Below are 14,575 nucleotides of genomic sequence, written 5' to 3'. Positions count from 1 at the left end.
TCTCCCTTTTTTACGATTTTGCTTGAATTTGTCCGTTTGAAACCGCGATCAGGCGGCATCGACCTGTCCGTCTGTCATGCCGGGCTGATGCGCGCTCCGCCGCAGCATACCGACCGCGCGCGCCTGCCGATCGGCCAGCGCGACCAGCACTGCCGACAGCAATGACAGCACCGCGAGCACCGCCAGCCCCGGATCATAACTGCCGAGCCGGTCAAACGACGCGCCGAGCAGGATCGGGCCGAGAACCGGGCCGAGCTGAACGATCCCGAACGCCAGGCCATAGAGCTGGCCAAAGCAGCGCAACCCGAATGTCCGGCGCAGCATGAACGGCAAAAGGTCCGCCTCGACCCCATAGGTCAGCCCGATCAGCCCGGCCGCCAGCCAGGCCGAAGCGACGCTGTGTCCCGCAATCAGCAGAACGCATCCCGCCGCCTGCAGCGGAAACGTGATCACGCCCATCAGCCCGAACCCGACCCGATCGACCACCAGTCCGGTCAGCAAACGCCCGACCAGCGAGGAAAAGCCGATCGTCGCGGCGATCATCGCGGCCTGCCCGACCGACATGCCGCGGTCGGTCAGCATCGCGACGAGGTGTGTCAGCATCGCGCCGATCACCAGCATGACGATGAAGAACGCCGCCGTGGCGAACCAGAATGCGCTCGACCGCAGCGCCACCGACGGCGGATCGCCCGGCAAGTCGCCGTGTCGGCCTGCGCGCCGCAAGGCCACCAGATCGTGCCGGTCGCGCAACAGCGTCACGGCATTGACGATACCGACCGCCGCAACCACACCAGCCATGATCAACCATGCCTGCCGCCAGGCCAGGTATGACAGCAACAGGCCGTGCCCCATGGTGAACAGCGCCTGGCCCAGGCCCGAACCGGTCATCGCCAGCGACACCGCCAGTCCGAGCCGCCGGTTGAACCATTGCGGCAGGAGATTGATATAGGCAGCAGGCGACGCGACGACCGCGACCAGACCGACCGCCACCGCCCAGCCCAGAAATGCGGGATAGGACGGCGGCACCACCACGAGCAAGGCCAGGGCAAGCGGCAGCACAATCACGCTCGACAACAGGACCGGTCGCGATCCATGGCGATCGAGCACGATGCCGAGCAGGGGCGTGCCAAACGCGCCCATGATCGAAAAGATCGAAAACGCCAGCGCCACTTGCGTCCGGCTCCAGCCGAATTGGGCGGCGATCGGCTTCACGTAAAGTCCGAACGAGGCGATCAGCGCCGGGCCAAACGCCACCGCCAGCCCGATCGCGCAACCGATCGCCACGCGCCACGCGGGCCCGTGATCGGTTTGTGCATCGGCGGCGGCGCGCACGGGGTCAGCCGCGTGCAACGCCGGGCTCTTCATCGACAATCGTGTTGACCAGCGTACCCAGCCGTTCGATTTCGACCGTGATCGTGTCGCCGGGCTTCATCCACACCGGCGGATCGCGGAACAGGCCGACGCCGCCGGTGGTTCCCGTGGCGATCACATCGCCCGGCTGCAACGGCGCCATCGTCGAGATATAGGCGATCAGTTCAGCCGCCGGAAGCAGCAGATCATCCAGCCGCGCCCGTTGCATGACTTCGCCATTGAGGCGCGTTTCGAGATGGAGTGCGCCGATGTCGCCGGCTTCGTCGGCGGTCACCAGCCAGGGACCGAACGAGCCGGAATGCGCGAAATTCTTGCCCGGCAGGAACTGGGTGGTGTGGCGCTGCCAATCGCGGATCGACCCATCGTTGAAACAGGCATAACCGGCAACATGGCCAAGCGCGTCGGCCACGGCGATATGGCGCCCGGCCTTGCCGATGACGACGGCCAGTTCGCCTTCGAAATCGAAATTGTGCGACGCGGATGGCCGCACCAGCGCGGCCCCCGATCCGACCAGCGAGTCCGGGTAGCGTGGAAACAGCATCGGATAACGCGGCGCCTCGCGCCCGGTCTCGGCGATGTGCGATTTGTAGTTGAGCCCGACGCACAGGATTTTCGCCGGATCCGGAATCGGCGGCAACAGGCTGACCGATGCAAGCGGCAGCAGCGGCGCCGCATCGAGCGCAGCGGCAATCGTCGACAGATCGGGCGCCGACAGATCGGGCAGGGCGGCCTTGAGCGAGGGCGCCGCGCCGGGCATTGCGCCGACATCGCGAATGCCCTCGGGCGTCACAACGCCCCACGAGGCACGGCCCCGGCTGACAAAGCTGACCAGTTTCATGATGTTTCAATCCTTCGCCGGGTTCACCGGTTGGCGGCACGACCGATCGGGCGAATGAAGTTTGCGATCCGCGATCACCGGATGCGGTGGTCGAACGGCAGCCTTCTCCCCTCGGCGGTGCGCCGAACCATTATGGTTATTACAAACACCCCGAGACGGGCCCGGGGCAGCACCTGGAATGTCTCCGCCCGGGGCGATCCGAACAAGCGCGACGATGGATGCGTCCGCCTGGTGGGAATTGGGCTGGTGGGAATCAGGCTGGCGGGAATTGGGCTGGCGGGAATTGGGCGATCAGGGCGCGCGCAACCCCCGCCGCGCCGCATCGAGCCGCATTTCGCGCAAATGCAGGCGCTGCGCCTCGGCCATCTGCAGCCGCTCGTGCCCCCAATAGCTCGGCCCGTCGAAAGTTTCGTGCGGCACCCATGTTTCGGGATCGATCACGCGCCCGCCCCAGCCATATTCGATCAGGAAACCCGACGGCGATTTCATGTAGAACGATGTCATGTAATCGTTGCTGTGCCGCCCCAGCGTGAACGACACGCAATCGGGTTCGAGTTGCGCCAGATCGTAGGCCTGGCCCACGTCATCGAGCGATTTCAGCTCGATCATGAAATGGTGAAAGCCGCTTTGCCCGGTGCCGACGAGCGCAAAACTGTGGTGCCGCCCATTGATATGAAAGAAATAGAGCTCGTACGGCGTCCGCCCGAAATCGCTCAGGGCAAAGCCGAGCATGTCGCGATAGAACGGCATCGTCGCCGCCGGATTGCCCATTGTCAGCACGGCATGCCCCATGCCCATCGTCCCGGTGACAAAGCCGGACAGCGGGCGGCCGGGCGCGAACGGTTCATGGGCCCTTTCGGCACCGTGGAAGACCTCCATGCGATTGCCCTCGGGATCGTTGAACCAGACCAGTTCGGCCACCCGGCGCGACCGGGCAAGCGACGGCGCGCCGACATGAACCGCGTGTCCGCCATCGATCAGCCGCTTTGACAGGGCTTCAAGATCCGCAGGCGATTCCACTTCCCAGCCGATATAGGCCAGCCCTTCGCGCGCAGACGGCTCGATGATGAGCCGCTGCGCATGGTCGTCCATGCGGTACGCCTGAACGCCCGCAGCATCATCGACGCGCTGCATGCCCAGCAACCGCGTTGCAAACCGATCCCATTCCCCGGCGCGCCCGGAGGCAACGCCGAGATAACCCAAGCTTTTGATAGTCATGGCCGATCCTCTGCCCGTTGGTGTCTTGTCGAGGGGCAGTGCCGGGCTGCACGAGGCAGCGCGCCGGCACCCTCGCGGGAAAAGGGGGCTCGCGCTCGCTGTCTTCAAGTCACTTTGGACGGCGCGTCCATCAGGCGGACGGCCTCGGCGCTGATACGGGCGGCTGTCTGCTTGAGAGGCGCCTCGTATTGCGCGACCACCCGGGCGACATCGAGGCTCGATGCGATGAAAATCAGGCTGAGCACCCCGATCACGCGATCGTCGTTGAAAATCGGCACGCCCAGGCCGCCGGTTTTTTCCACCACGCCGCCGACGCGCGTATCATAGCCGCGCACGCGAATGGCGGCGAGCCGTTCGTCGAGCAAGGTGGTGTCGACAGGGACCGCCCGGTTCGCATAGGCGTCGGGCAGCGCCATGATCAGGCGACGTTCTTCGGGCGTGCAATAGGCCAGATAGATTCGCCCCGACGCGACTTCGGTCATCGGCATGCGACGGCCGACCATGCCGTAATCGATCGACAAGGCGCTGAATTCATGGGTCGCCCGCCGGACGACCATGGTCCCCGCTTCGGGCGTGAGCAGCGACAGCGGCCAGACGATCTCACGCCCGAGACGCAGCATTTCCTGCCACGCCGGCTCGATCCACCCATCGTCGATAAACCCGTCGCTCAGCGTGCGAACTGCCCGGGTCAGCCGGTATCCCTCTCCCGACGAGGTCCGCACAAAGCCCAGCGAGGCCAACGTTTCAAGCAGGCGATAAGCGGTCGAACGCGGGATTTCCGCCCGTTGGGCCAGCTGCGTCACCGAGGCGTGGGGAAACCGGTTCATCGCCTGCAACAGCCGCAGCCCGCGTTGCAGGCTGCGCACATTGTCGCCCGATTCGATGTTCGTCGGCGCAGATTCGCTCATGATGAAATAGGTCCTGTCCCGCCAGGCGGACGCCAACAATGATCGCGTTGTTGGCGTTCCGCGACCATCGCACAATAGGTCAAGACATATCGAACAGAACTTCAACGGGAGAGTCAATCGCCGCCGGGCAAACCAGACTGGTTCGCCTGATGTCGGCAACGCGGAGCGAGCCGCCCATGCGGGCGCGGATCGCGTCCGCCGGGACACGAATTTCCACCATTCGAAATCGCCCGCAGGGTCGCCGGGGCAGAGGGATTGAACGCCTATGACGGACATTTCGTATGATTGCGACGTACTGGTCGTCGGCCTGGGCCCGGTGGGCGCGGTCATGGCCGCGCTGCTGGGCGATCTGGGGCGCTCGGTCCTCGCGATCGAGCCGCAGCACGAAGTCTATCCGCTTCCGCGCGCGGCCCATGTCGATCACGAGGTCATGCGGATCTTTCAGGCGCTGGGCGTGATCGATGCGGTTCTGCCGCATATGCGCGTTGCGCCCGATTATGAATTCCTGGCATCGAACGGCAAGCCGCTGATCCATTTTCAGCGCGACGGGCTCAACGGCACGGGCGGCTGGCCGGTGTCGTACAATGTCTATCAGCCGGGCATCGAACGCGCCGTGCGCACGCGGCTCGACGCGCTGGACGGCGTCACGGTCGAACTCGGCAGCCGTTTCGACGCACTTGTCGAACACGATGACGCCGGGGTTGTGGTGCGCATCGACGGCGAACACGGCCCACGCACGGTGCGCGCGCGCTATCTCGCCGCCTGCGATGGCGCGCGAAGCCCGGTTCGCGAAGCGCTCGGCATCGGGCTCGACGATCTCGATTTCGACGAGCCCTGGCTTGTGCTCGATGCCTGGGTTCCCGACGAATCCGGCTTTCCCGAAAGCAATATCCAGTTCTGCGACCCGGAGCGGCCGACATCGTTCGTCCACATGGGCCCCAACCGGCTGCGCTGGGAGTTCATGCTGCGCGCCGACGAAGATCCGCAGGCGATGCTGCACCCCGAAAACCTGGAAACGCTGCTGAAACCCTGGCGCGCCAAAGGCGAGCTGAATGTGGAACGCACGGCGGTCTATCAGTTCCACGGCCTGATTGCCGACCAATGGCGCAAGGGCTCCGTGCTGCTGGTCGGCGACAGCGCGCACCAGACCCCGCCATTTCTCGGCCAAGGGCTGTGTTCGGGGCTGCGCGATGCGGTCAATCTGGCGTGGAAGCTCGACGCGGTGCTGGCCGGTGCCGATCAGGCCCTGCTCGACAGCTATATGCGCGAGCGCGAGCCGCACTGCCGTTTTCTGATTACCAAGGCGATCGAAATGGGCCGCGTGGTATGCACGTTCGACCGCGAACGCGCCGCCGCCCGCGATGCCGAGATGCTCGCCAATCCGCTGGTTTCGGGGCCTTTTATACTGCCGGCGCTGGTCGGCGCGATGCGTCACGGCGATGCGATGGCCGGGCTGCCCTTTCCCCAGGCAACCGATCCGCGCGAGGGGCGGCTCGACGATGTGCTGGGGGCGGGGGCGTGGTTGCTCCATACCGGCCAGAGCGAGGCCGTCGCTGCCATGCCCGGGCTGCGCGTGGTCGATGTGCGGCGCGATCTGCCTCCGGCGCTCGGCACCGCAGCCGCAAAGACGATTGCCGCGACCGGAGCCGAAGCCGTGCTGGTGCGCCCGGATCGCTATGTGTTCGGATCGGGCAACGCGGCGGAGCTTGTCCGCGCCTGGGCCGATCTGGTCAGCACGGCCAAAGTCCCCGCCTGATCGCGCGCGAAAGGCATCATCCATGATTGACAAGATCTTTCCCGACGCGCGCGCCGCGATAGACGGCGTGCGCGACGGCGACACCGTGCTTATCGGCGGCTTTGGCGAAGCGGGCAATCCGACCGAGCTGATCCATGCGCTGATCGAACAGGGCGCGCGCGAGCTGACCGTGGTCAACAACAATTCCGGCAACGGCGAAATTGGGCTGGCCCTGCTGCTGCACGAACGGCGGGTGGCGCGGCTGATCTGTTCATACCCGCGCGGTTCGCACGCGCATGTCTTTGAAACGCTGTATCGCGACGGGCAGATCGCGCTCGAACTTGTCCCGCAAGGCACGCTGGCCGAACGGCTGCGCGCGGGCGGCGCGGGTATCCCGGCATTCTATACGCCTTCGGGCGTGGGCACGGCCTTGGCCGAAGGCAAGGAAACGCGCACTTTTGCCGGACGCGACCATATCCTCGAACACGCAATTTGCGGCGATGTCGCGCTGATCAAGGCCGAAGCGGCCGATCGCTGGGGCAATCTCGTCTATCGCAAGGCCGCGCGCAATTTCGGCCCGGTCATGGCGATGGCCGCGAAGACCACGATTGCGCAAGTCCGCAAGGTCGTACCGCTGGGCGAACTCGACCCGGAAGCGATCGTGACGCCGTCGATTTTCGTCAGCCGGGTCGTTCCCATTGCCGACCCGATCAGCGAGCGCGACCATATTCTCGCCTTGGAGCAAGCCCGATGAGCTGGACCGCCGACGAAATCGCCGCGATCGCTGCGGCCGAGATTCCCGAAGGCGCCTTCGTCAATCTGGGTATTGGCCAGCCCGAACGGATCGCCGATTTTATCCCCGCCGGGCGCGAAGTCGTGCTGCACAGCGAAAACGGCATTCTCGGCATGGGGCCGCGCCCGCCCGCAGCCGAGGAAGACATGGAGCTGATCAATGCGGGCAAGAAGCCGGTCACGCTGATCCCCGGCGGCGCGTTCTTTCACCATGCCGACAGCTTTGCGATGATCCGCGGCGGGCACATCGACATCTGTGTGCTGGGGGCATACGAAGTCGCGGCCAACGGCGACATTGCGAACTGGACGACGGGCAAGGGCGGCGTCCCGGCGGTCGGCGGGGCGATGGATCTCGTCGCCGGGGCGCGCAGCGTGCGGGTGATCACCACGCACACCACGCGCGCGGGCCGTCCCAAGCTGTTGCAAACGCTGTCGTTGCCCGCGACCGGGCGCGGCGTGGTCGATCGGATCTATACCGAGCTTGGCATTTTCAAGCCCATGGGCGAAGCCTACAGGCTGCTGCGCGCAGCTCCCGGGGAAACGCTGGAAGCCATTGCCGCGCGCACCGGCGCCCCGCTGCGGCAAGCCGATTGATGGGCGGACATGTTGATGGGCGGACATGTTGATGGGCGGACATGGCCCGGGCGTGCGGCGTTGTTGCCCGGTTTGTCAGCGCTGTCGCACTAGCTGAGATGCCGCGCATGCTTGCCGCCATAGCGCTGGCCCAGATACGTGGTCAGCTGGCGCAGGTAACTATGCGCCACTTGCGCGCTTTCCGAGCGGCAGGGCAGGGGGTTCTTGCTCTCGCCCTCTGCCCGGCGGCCCACTTTGGCGCAGAGCAGCTCGATGTCGCTGCGCGTCAGCAGGTTTTTCTCACGCATCAGGCACAACAGGCTTTCAAGGATGATGAGGCTTTCCTCACCAGCATTTCCTGCACTGCCCGCATTCACGCCCGCATTCACGCCCGCATTCACGCCCGCATTCACGCCCGCATTCACGCCCGCATTCACGCCCGCATTCACGCCCGCATTCACGCCCGCATTCACGATTGAATCGTCCACGGCCTCACCACTCCCGAATTGGTTTTATTGGGGAGAGATTATGCCGATTTTGTCTTTCGGCAAGGGGTCAATCCAGTCCGCCGCCCAGCGTCCGATACAGCGTCACCAGATTGCTCGCCCGGCTCAGTCGCGTGGTCACCAACTGCTGTTCGGCGGCATAGGCCGTGCGCTGCGAATCCAGTGCCACGAGGAACGAATCCACCCCGGCCCGATAGCGGGCATCCGACAGTCTGGCGGCCTGCCGCGCGGATTTGGCGCGGGCGGTTTGCGCGGCCATCTGCTCATCCATCGTGCCGCGCTGAGCCAGTGCATCGGCCACCTCGCGAAAGGCGGTCTGGATCGTTTTCTGATAGGTGGCGACCGCCGCTTCGCGCGCGGCGCGGGCATAATTCAGATTGGCCTGATTTTTGCCGAAGTCGAACAGCGGCAGGCTGGCCGACGGTGCTACGGTATAGGTGCCGGTGCCCGCGCCAAAGGCACTCCCCAGCGCCGGGCTGATCGTCCCGATCGTCGCGGTCAGCGAGATCTGCGGAAAGAAGGCTGCCCGTGCGGCGCCGATATTGGCGTTTTGCGCGATAAGCTGATGCTCGGCCTGCAACACATCGGGGCGGTGCAGCAGCACTTGCGATGGCAGCTGGCCGGGCAGGCTCTGGATTGTAAAGGCCTGATCGCCCAGTCCGTCGGGCAGCAGGTCCGCGGGCAGCGTGGCGCCGGTCAGCAGTTGCAACGCGTTGATGTCTTGCGCGATTTGGGTTTGCAACACGGCAATATCGTTGCGGGCGGACTGATAATTGGTTTCCGCCTGGCGCGTGTCGAGTTCCGAACTGGTGCCGATGGCAAATTTGGCACGGGTCAGATCAAAGGTCTGTTCATAGGCCTTGAGCACGCCTTGCGAGGTCTTGAGCTGGTCGCGGTCCGAGGCCAGCGTCAGCCAGTCGGCGGCGATCTCGCCGATCAGCGTGACGCGGGCGGCGCGCTGGGCTTCCTCGTTCGCGAAATATTGCTCTTGCGCCGCCTTGGTCAGATTGCGCACCCGCCCGAAGAGATCGATCTCATAGGACGACACGCCCGCGCTGCCCGAAAAATACTGGATGTCGGCAGAACCGCCCGTCGATGCGCCGGTGGTCGCCGTCATCGAGGCGGTGTTGGTATACGTGCCGGACCCGCTCGCGCTCACCGCCGGAAACAGACTGGCACGCTGGGTGTGAAACTGCGCGCGGGCTTCCAGCACATTGGCTACGGCCAGCCGCAGATCCTGATTGTTTTGCAGCCCGATTGCGATCACCTGCCGCAGCCGCGCGTCGATGAAGAAATCGCGCCAGCCGACCCGGCTGATGTCGGCTGCATCGCTCGCGGCTGCCGGATAGACCCCGCCTTGCGGCAGCGCGGGCGGGACAGCCGCAGCGGGCCGCACATATTTCGGTGCGAGATTGCACCCGGCCAGCAGGCTGCCCGCGCAAAGCAGCATGAGGGTTGAGAAAGGCTTGGTCACGGGCATCATGCTCCCCGGCGCGCATCGGCGCCGTCATGCTTGCTGAGATCCGGCTCGCTGAGATCCGGCTCGATGGGGTCCGACGGGGTTTGGCTGCGCACGCGACCGGCCATCTGCCGCACGACGACAAAGAACATCGGCACCAGAAAGATCGCCAGAACGGTGGCGGAGAGCATGCCGCCGACCACCGCCCGGCCGATCGCGTTTTGGCCGCCCGCCCCCGCGCCATGCGCTATCGCCAGCGGCAGAACACCGAAGATGAAGGCGAGGCTGGTCATCAGGATCGGGCGCAGGCGAAGCCGGGCCGCCGCGATCGCCGCATCAAACGCGCTCATGCCGTCGCGCATCCGCTCTTCGGCAAATTCCACGATCAGAATCGCATTCTTGGCCGAAACGCCGATCGTGGTGATAAGCCCGACCTGCAGATAGATGTCATTGTTCAGCCCGGTGAGCGTTGCGGCGAGTACCGCGCCGATCACGCCCAGCGGCACCACCATGATGACCGAAACCGGCACCGTCCAGCTTTCATAGAGCGCGGCAAGGCAGAGGAACACGATGAGCAGCGAAAGCGCATAGAGCAGCGGCGCCTGGCCGCCGGAGAGCCTTTCCTCATAGGAGAGGCCCGTCCATTGCAGCGCGGTGCCCGGCGGCAGCTTGGCGTGGATCGCTTCCATGGCTGCCATCGCGTCGCCGGTGGAAACGCCGGGAGCCGGCGCGCCCAGCACTTCCATCGCGGGCTGGCCGTTATAGCGGGTCAGTTGCACCGGCGCCTGCGCCCATGACAGCGTGGAAAAGGCGGTGAAGGGGGCCATGCTCCCGCTGCTGCCCCGGGCATAGAGCTTGCCGAGATCTTCAGGCGCCATGCGATATGCGGTGTCGGCCTGAACATAGACACGCTTCACGCGGCCCCGATCGAGGAAGTCGTTGACATAGGCGCCGCCCCAGGCGGAGGAAATGCCGCTGTTGACCGTGCCCAGATCCAGACCCAGCGCGCGCGCCTTGTCCTGATCCACATTGACCTTGAGCTGGGGCGCATCTTCCAGCGAATTGGGCCGCACGCCCACCAGCTTGGGATTTTGCGCCGCCATGCCCAGCAGCATGTTGCGGGTCTGGAGCAGGGCCGCATGCCCGATCCCGGCCTGATCCACCAATTGCAGATCAAAGCCGGTCGCATTGCCCAGTTCCTGCACCGCAGGCGGGGTGATGGCAAAGATCAGCCCATCGCGATAGTGCGAGAAGGCACCCATCGCCCGCCGCGCGATCATTTGCGCCGAATTGACCGCGCCCGAGCGTTCGGCCCAGGGCTTGAGCGGAACAAAGGCCATGCCGCTGTTCTGCCCGGATCCGGCAAAGCTGAAGCCGTTGATGGTGAACACGCCTGCGACATTCCGGGCTTCACCCTGACGCATGGTGTTGCGGATCAGCTCAAGGCCCTTTTCGGTGCGCGCGGCGGTTGATCCGGCCGGACCTTGCAGCACGGCGATCACCGTGCCCTGATCTTCGTCGGGCAGAAAGCCGGAGGGGAGGCGCATGAAGAGCACCGCCAGCCCGCCGATGATGAGGGCATAGACCAGCATCGAACGCTTCCAGTCCCGCGCGGTGCGGCGGACGCCCCGTTCATAGCGGACTTGCCCGCGGTCGAACTTGTCGTTGAACCAGTCGAAAAAGCGGGCGAGCGGGCTGTTGCCCCGCTTCTTGTCGGGATCGTGGGGCTTCAGGATCGTCGCGCAAAGTGCGGGCGTCAGGATCAGCGCCACCGCCACCGAAAGCACCATGGCCGAAACGATGGTGATCGAGAACTGGCGATAGATCACACCGGTCGATCCGGCAAAGAAGGCCATCGGCAGAAACACCGCCGAAAGCACCAGCGCCACACCGATCAGCGCGCTGGAAATCTCGTCCATCGACTTTCGCGCGGCATCGAGCGGGCTGAGATGTTCGGTGACGATCAGGCGCTCGACATTTTCGACCACCACGATGGCGTCGTCGACGAGCAGGCCGATCGCCAGCACCATGCCGAACAGCGTGAGCGTATTGATCGAATAGCCCGCCACCGACATCACGGCAAAAGTGCCCAGCAAGACCACCGGCACGGCGATGGTCGGGATCAGCGTGGCGCGCCAGTTTTGCAGAAACAGGAACATCACGAGGAAGACCAGCACCACCGCCTCGATCAGCGTGTGGACCACCTGTTCGACCGAGAGCCGGACGAAAGGTGTGGAGTCGAAAGCGTAAACCACTTTCACATCGCCGGGAAACTGCCTGGAAATCTCGGCGATGCGGGCCTTGACCGCATCGACCGTGGTAAGCGCATTGGCGCCCGGCGCCAGCTTGACCCCCATGCCTGCGGCCGGCTGGCCATTCCACTTTGATTCAAAGCCGTAGTTTTCCGCACCAATGGCCACGCGCGCCACATCGCCAAGCCGCACTTGCGACCCGTCGGTGCCGCTCTTCAGCCGGATCGCTGCGAACTGATCGGGCGTGGTCAGCCGCGACTGGACCGAGACGGTGGCGTTGAGCATCTGCTCTTTGGGCGCGGGCAGCGCGCCGATCTGGCCCGCCGAAACCTGCGCGTTCTGCGCCTTGATCGCGGTGGTCACATCATCCATCGTCAGCGCATATTTGCTCAGCTTGACGGGATCGACCCACACACGCATCGCATATTGCGACCCGAACACCTGGGTATCGCCCACGCCATTCACGCGTGAGAGCGGATCCTGCAATTTCGAGGCGACATAGTCGGCAAGATCGACCGCCGAATGCGAACCGTTGGTCGAATAGAGGCCGATCACCAACAGAAAGTTGGACGTGGACTTGGCGACCTGAACGCCCTGCTGCTGCACTTCCTGCGGCAGGAGCGGGGTGGACGCCTGCAACTTGTTCTGCACCTGGACTTGCGCAATGTCCGGGTTGGTGCCCTGCTCAAAGGTCAGGGTGATCGTCACCGTACCCGAAGACGAGGAGGAGGACGAGAAGTAGCGAAGGTGGTCAAGCCCCTTCATCTGCTGCTCGATGATCTGGGTCGTGGTCTTTTCCAGCGTTTCCGCATCCGCGCCGGGATATGTCGCCGTGATCGAGACCGCAGGGGGCGCAATCGTCGGAAACTGGGCAATCGGCAGCGTTTGGATAGCCAGCAGACCGGCCAGCATCAGGATGATCGCGACAACCCATGCAAAGATGGGGCGATCGATGAAAAAGCGCGACATCAGTGTTGCTTTACCTGAGAGGAGGGGGCCTGTGAGGAGGGATCGGCAGCGCCCTGGCCTTGCGGTGCGTTCGGGTTCCACGGCTGGGGCGTGACAGGCATGCCGGGGCGCAGCATCATGCCGCCTTCGACGATCACCTTGTCACCCGGGCGCAGCCCGGCGGTCACCACCCAGTCGCTGCCCGATGTCCGGCCGGACTGGAGCGGACGCACTTCGACCTTGTTGTCTGTGCCCACGACCATCACGGTGGGATTGCCGCGCTCATCGCGGCCCACCGCGCGTTGCGGCACCAGCATGGCGTTTTGCTGCGTGCCTTCGACGAGCCGCGCGCGCACGAACATGCCGGGCATCAACAACCCGTCGGGATTGGGAAACAGCGCGCGGATCACTTGCGATCCGGTGGTCTGATCCACGGTTACATCGGCAAAGCGCAACGCGCCCAGCGGAGCATAAGTACTGCCGTCCTCAAGGATCAACTGCACTTTGGCATTGCCATCGCGGGCGATCTTGCCGGCCAGGATCTGCTGGCGCAGCTTGAGCAGATCGGCGCTTGATTGCTGAATATCGACGTAGATCGGGGCGAGCCGCTGGATCGTGGTCAGCGCGCTGCTTTGCGAGGCCGAAACCAGCGCGCCGGTGGTAAAGAGCGAGCGTCCGATCCTTCCGCTGATCGGCGCGCGCACGGTGGTGCGGGCCAGATCGATCTGCGCGCTGTGCTGGGCGGCCTGCTGCGCGGCTACATCGGCGCGGGCCTGCGCGGCGGTTGTCAGCGCATTCTCGTAATCCTGCCTGGCGATGGCGTTGATCTTGACCAGTTCGCCATAGCGCCGCGCCAGCGCCTCGTTCGAGGCAATCGCGGCCTGCGCCTTGGCCAGCGCCGCGCGCGCGCTGGCTACAGAGGCCTCGTAGGGGGCGGGGTCGATCCGATAGAGCGGCTGCCCCTGATGCACCATGTCGCCTTCGGTGAACAGGCGCGCCACGATCAGGCCATTGACCTGGGGGCGCACATCCGAACTTTCATACGGAGAGGTCCGGCCCGGCAATTCGGTCGTCAGCGTGATCGTATCCTGCTTGACAACGACGTAAGAAACCGGCGCAGCACCGCCCGCACCAGCGCCTTGCGGGGCTTGGCCGCCGCAGGCGGCAAGGAGGAGGACCAGAGCCGGCGTGGTGCGACGAAAAAATGTCATGCGTATGTCTGCCGAATGATTTATGAGAGAGAGAGCGTTCACTCGCATTTGCTGCTACTGCGAAGCGGGTGCTATCGTCAACGGAAAAATCAGAGTTAAATCAGAGCTGGAGATGATGAAACAGGGATCGGAGAAAATCACAATCCACGCCGATCGCGCGAATGCGCGGCGCGAAAGGATTATGGCGTCTGCGCGCAGGCTCTTTTTGATAAACGGCTTTCACGCCACGGGGGTGGCGCAGATCGCCAGGGAATCAGGGGTCGCCGTCGGGCAGCTCTATCGCGACTTTTCCTGCAAGGAGGAAATCATCGCAAGGATCGTGCGCACAGATTGCGCCGAGTTTCTCAAGTTCGAATCGCTTCAGCGCGACATTGAAGACGGCCATACCGAGTTGATCTGGTCCTGGTTTGCCGATTTTCTCGGGCCCGGTGATGACGCATCAGAGGTACTGCTGGCCGAGATTGTCGCCGAGGCGGGGCGCAACGAACGGATCGCCGCCATTTTCACGGCGATGCGCGAAGATGTGTTTGGCGCGATCCTTCGTGCGCTTGAAGCGCTTGCGCCGGGTGAGCATCTCGCGATGCGCAGGGTGCAACTGGCCAATCTGATTCTCGCCATGTCGCTCGGCCTTATCCAGCAGCGGTCGATGCAGCCCGAAGACGAAATCGCGCAGGTGGCGATGCTGGCGCTGGAGATGGTGCGCGCCGAAGTGGCCGCGATGCAGCAACCACGCGGTCCAAAACCACTGGCTTGATCAGAGCTGG

12 protein-coding genes are annotated in these 14,575 nt (G+C 64.6%); 4 read left to right on the top strand and 8 right to left on the bottom strand.

Annotation, left to right across the window (positions count from 1 at the left end; genetic code table 11):
* Positions 1-48: 48 nt before the first annotated feature.
* The 4 genes from AQZ50_RS09930 to AQZ50_RS20425 all read right to left on the bottom strand — a co-directional run bounded on the left by AQZ50_RS09930 (position 49) and on the right by AQZ50_RS20425 (position 4,335).
* Positions 49-1,350 (bottom strand): MFS transporter, encoded by a 1,302-nt coding sequence (locus tag AQZ50_RS09930; RefSeq protein WP_197412445.1) that lies wholly within the window; start codon positions 1,348-1,350, stop codon positions 49-51.
* Positions 1,337-2,209, bottom strand: coding sequence for a fumarylacetoacetate hydrolase family protein (locus tag AQZ50_RS09925; RefSeq protein ID WP_067746045.1), 873 nt, complete (start codon positions 2,207-2,209; stop codon positions 1,337-1,339). The genes AQZ50_RS09930 and AQZ50_RS09925 overlap by 14 nt, the downstream gene beginning before the upstream one ends.
* Before the next feature lie 291 nt (positions 2,210-2,500).
* Complete coding sequence (locus AQZ50_RS09920) at positions 2,501-3,427, bottom strand: VOC family protein (protein WP_067746044.1); 927 nt, start codon at positions 3,425-3,427, stop codon at positions 2,501-2,503.
* 104 nt (positions 3,428-3,531) lie between these two features.
* Positions 3,532-4,335: a helix-turn-helix domain-containing protein gene (locus AQZ50_RS20425; RefSeq protein WP_067746043.1), complete on the bottom strand. Its 804-nt coding sequence runs from the start codon at positions 4,333-4,335 to the stop codon at positions 3,532-3,534.
* Positions 4,336-4,600: 265 nt separating this feature from the next.
* On the opposite strand from AQZ50_RS20425, the gene AQZ50_RS09910 reads away from it, so the two are divergent.
* Genes AQZ50_RS09910 through AQZ50_RS09900 form a run of 3 tightly spaced genes read left to right on the top strand, consistent with a single transcriptional unit; the run spans position 4,601 to position 7,456 of the window.
* On the top strand, positions 4,601-6,091 hold the full coding sequence (locus AQZ50_RS09910) for a bifunctional 3-(3-hydroxy-phenyl)propionate/3-hydroxycinnamic acid hydroxylase (protein ID WP_067746041.1): 1,491 nt from the start codon (positions 4,601-4,603) through the stop codon (positions 6,089-6,091).
* 22 nt (positions 6,092-6,113) lie between these two features.
* Positions 6,114-6,824 carry a 3-oxoacid CoA-transferase subunit A gene (locus AQZ50_RS09905; RefSeq protein WP_067746039.1) on the top strand — a complete coding sequence of 237 codons (711 nt, stop codon included), beginning with the start codon at positions 6,114-6,116 and terminating at the stop codon, positions 6,822-6,824.
* Positions 6,821-7,456 (top strand): 3-oxoacid CoA-transferase subunit B, encoded by a 636-nt coding sequence (locus AQZ50_RS09900; RefSeq protein ID WP_067746037.1) that lies wholly within the window; start codon positions 6,821-6,823, stop codon positions 7,454-7,456. The genes AQZ50_RS09905 and AQZ50_RS09900 overlap by 4 nt, the downstream gene beginning before the upstream one ends.
* An 89-nt stretch (positions 7,457-7,545) precedes the next feature.
* Here the strand turns inward: AQZ50_RS09900 and AQZ50_RS09895 are convergent, their stop codons facing one another.
* The 4 genes from AQZ50_RS09895 to AQZ50_RS09880 form a co-directional block, all read right to left on the bottom strand.
* Positions 7,546-7,923, bottom strand: a complete 378-nt coding sequence (locus AQZ50_RS09895; protein WP_231730209.1) for a hypothetical protein — start codon at positions 7,921-7,923, stop codon at positions 7,546-7,548.
* 67 nt (positions 7,924-7,990) lie between these two features.
* Complete coding sequence (locus AQZ50_RS09890) at positions 7,991-9,424, bottom strand: efflux transporter outer membrane subunit (RefSeq protein ID WP_369801406.1); 1,434 nt, start codon at positions 9,422-9,424, stop codon at positions 7,991-7,993.
* Entirely contained in the window at positions 9,421-12,621 is a 3,201-nt protein-coding gene (locus AQZ50_RS09885; RefSeq protein ID WP_067746035.1) for an efflux RND transporter permease subunit, read from the bottom strand. Before AQZ50_RS09885 ends, AQZ50_RS09890 begins: the two co-directional genes overlap by 4 nt.
* Positions 12,621-13,811, bottom strand: coding sequence for an efflux RND transporter periplasmic adaptor subunit (locus AQZ50_RS09880; protein WP_067746033.1), 1,191 nt, complete (start codon positions 13,809-13,811; stop codon positions 12,621-12,623). Before AQZ50_RS09880 ends, AQZ50_RS09885 begins: the two co-directional genes overlap by 1 nt.
* A gap of 22 nt (positions 13,812-13,833) precedes the next feature.
* On the opposite strand from AQZ50_RS09880, the gene AQZ50_RS09875 reads away from it, so the two are divergent.
* Complete coding sequence (locus tag AQZ50_RS09875) at positions 13,834-14,565, top strand: TetR/AcrR family transcriptional regulator (RefSeq protein WP_231730208.1); 732 nt, start codon at positions 13,834-13,836, stop codon at positions 14,563-14,565.
* Positions 14,566-14,575 lie beyond the last annotated feature (10 nt).

This window comes from Novosphingobium sp. Fuku2-ISO-50, assembly GCF_001519055.1.
Classification (GTDB): Bacteria; Pseudomonadota; Alphaproteobacteria; order Sphingomonadales; family Sphingomonadaceae; genus Novosphingobium.
Note: the sequence above shows the minus strand (reverse complement) of the source record. Positions and strands in the feature narration are given on the sequence as shown.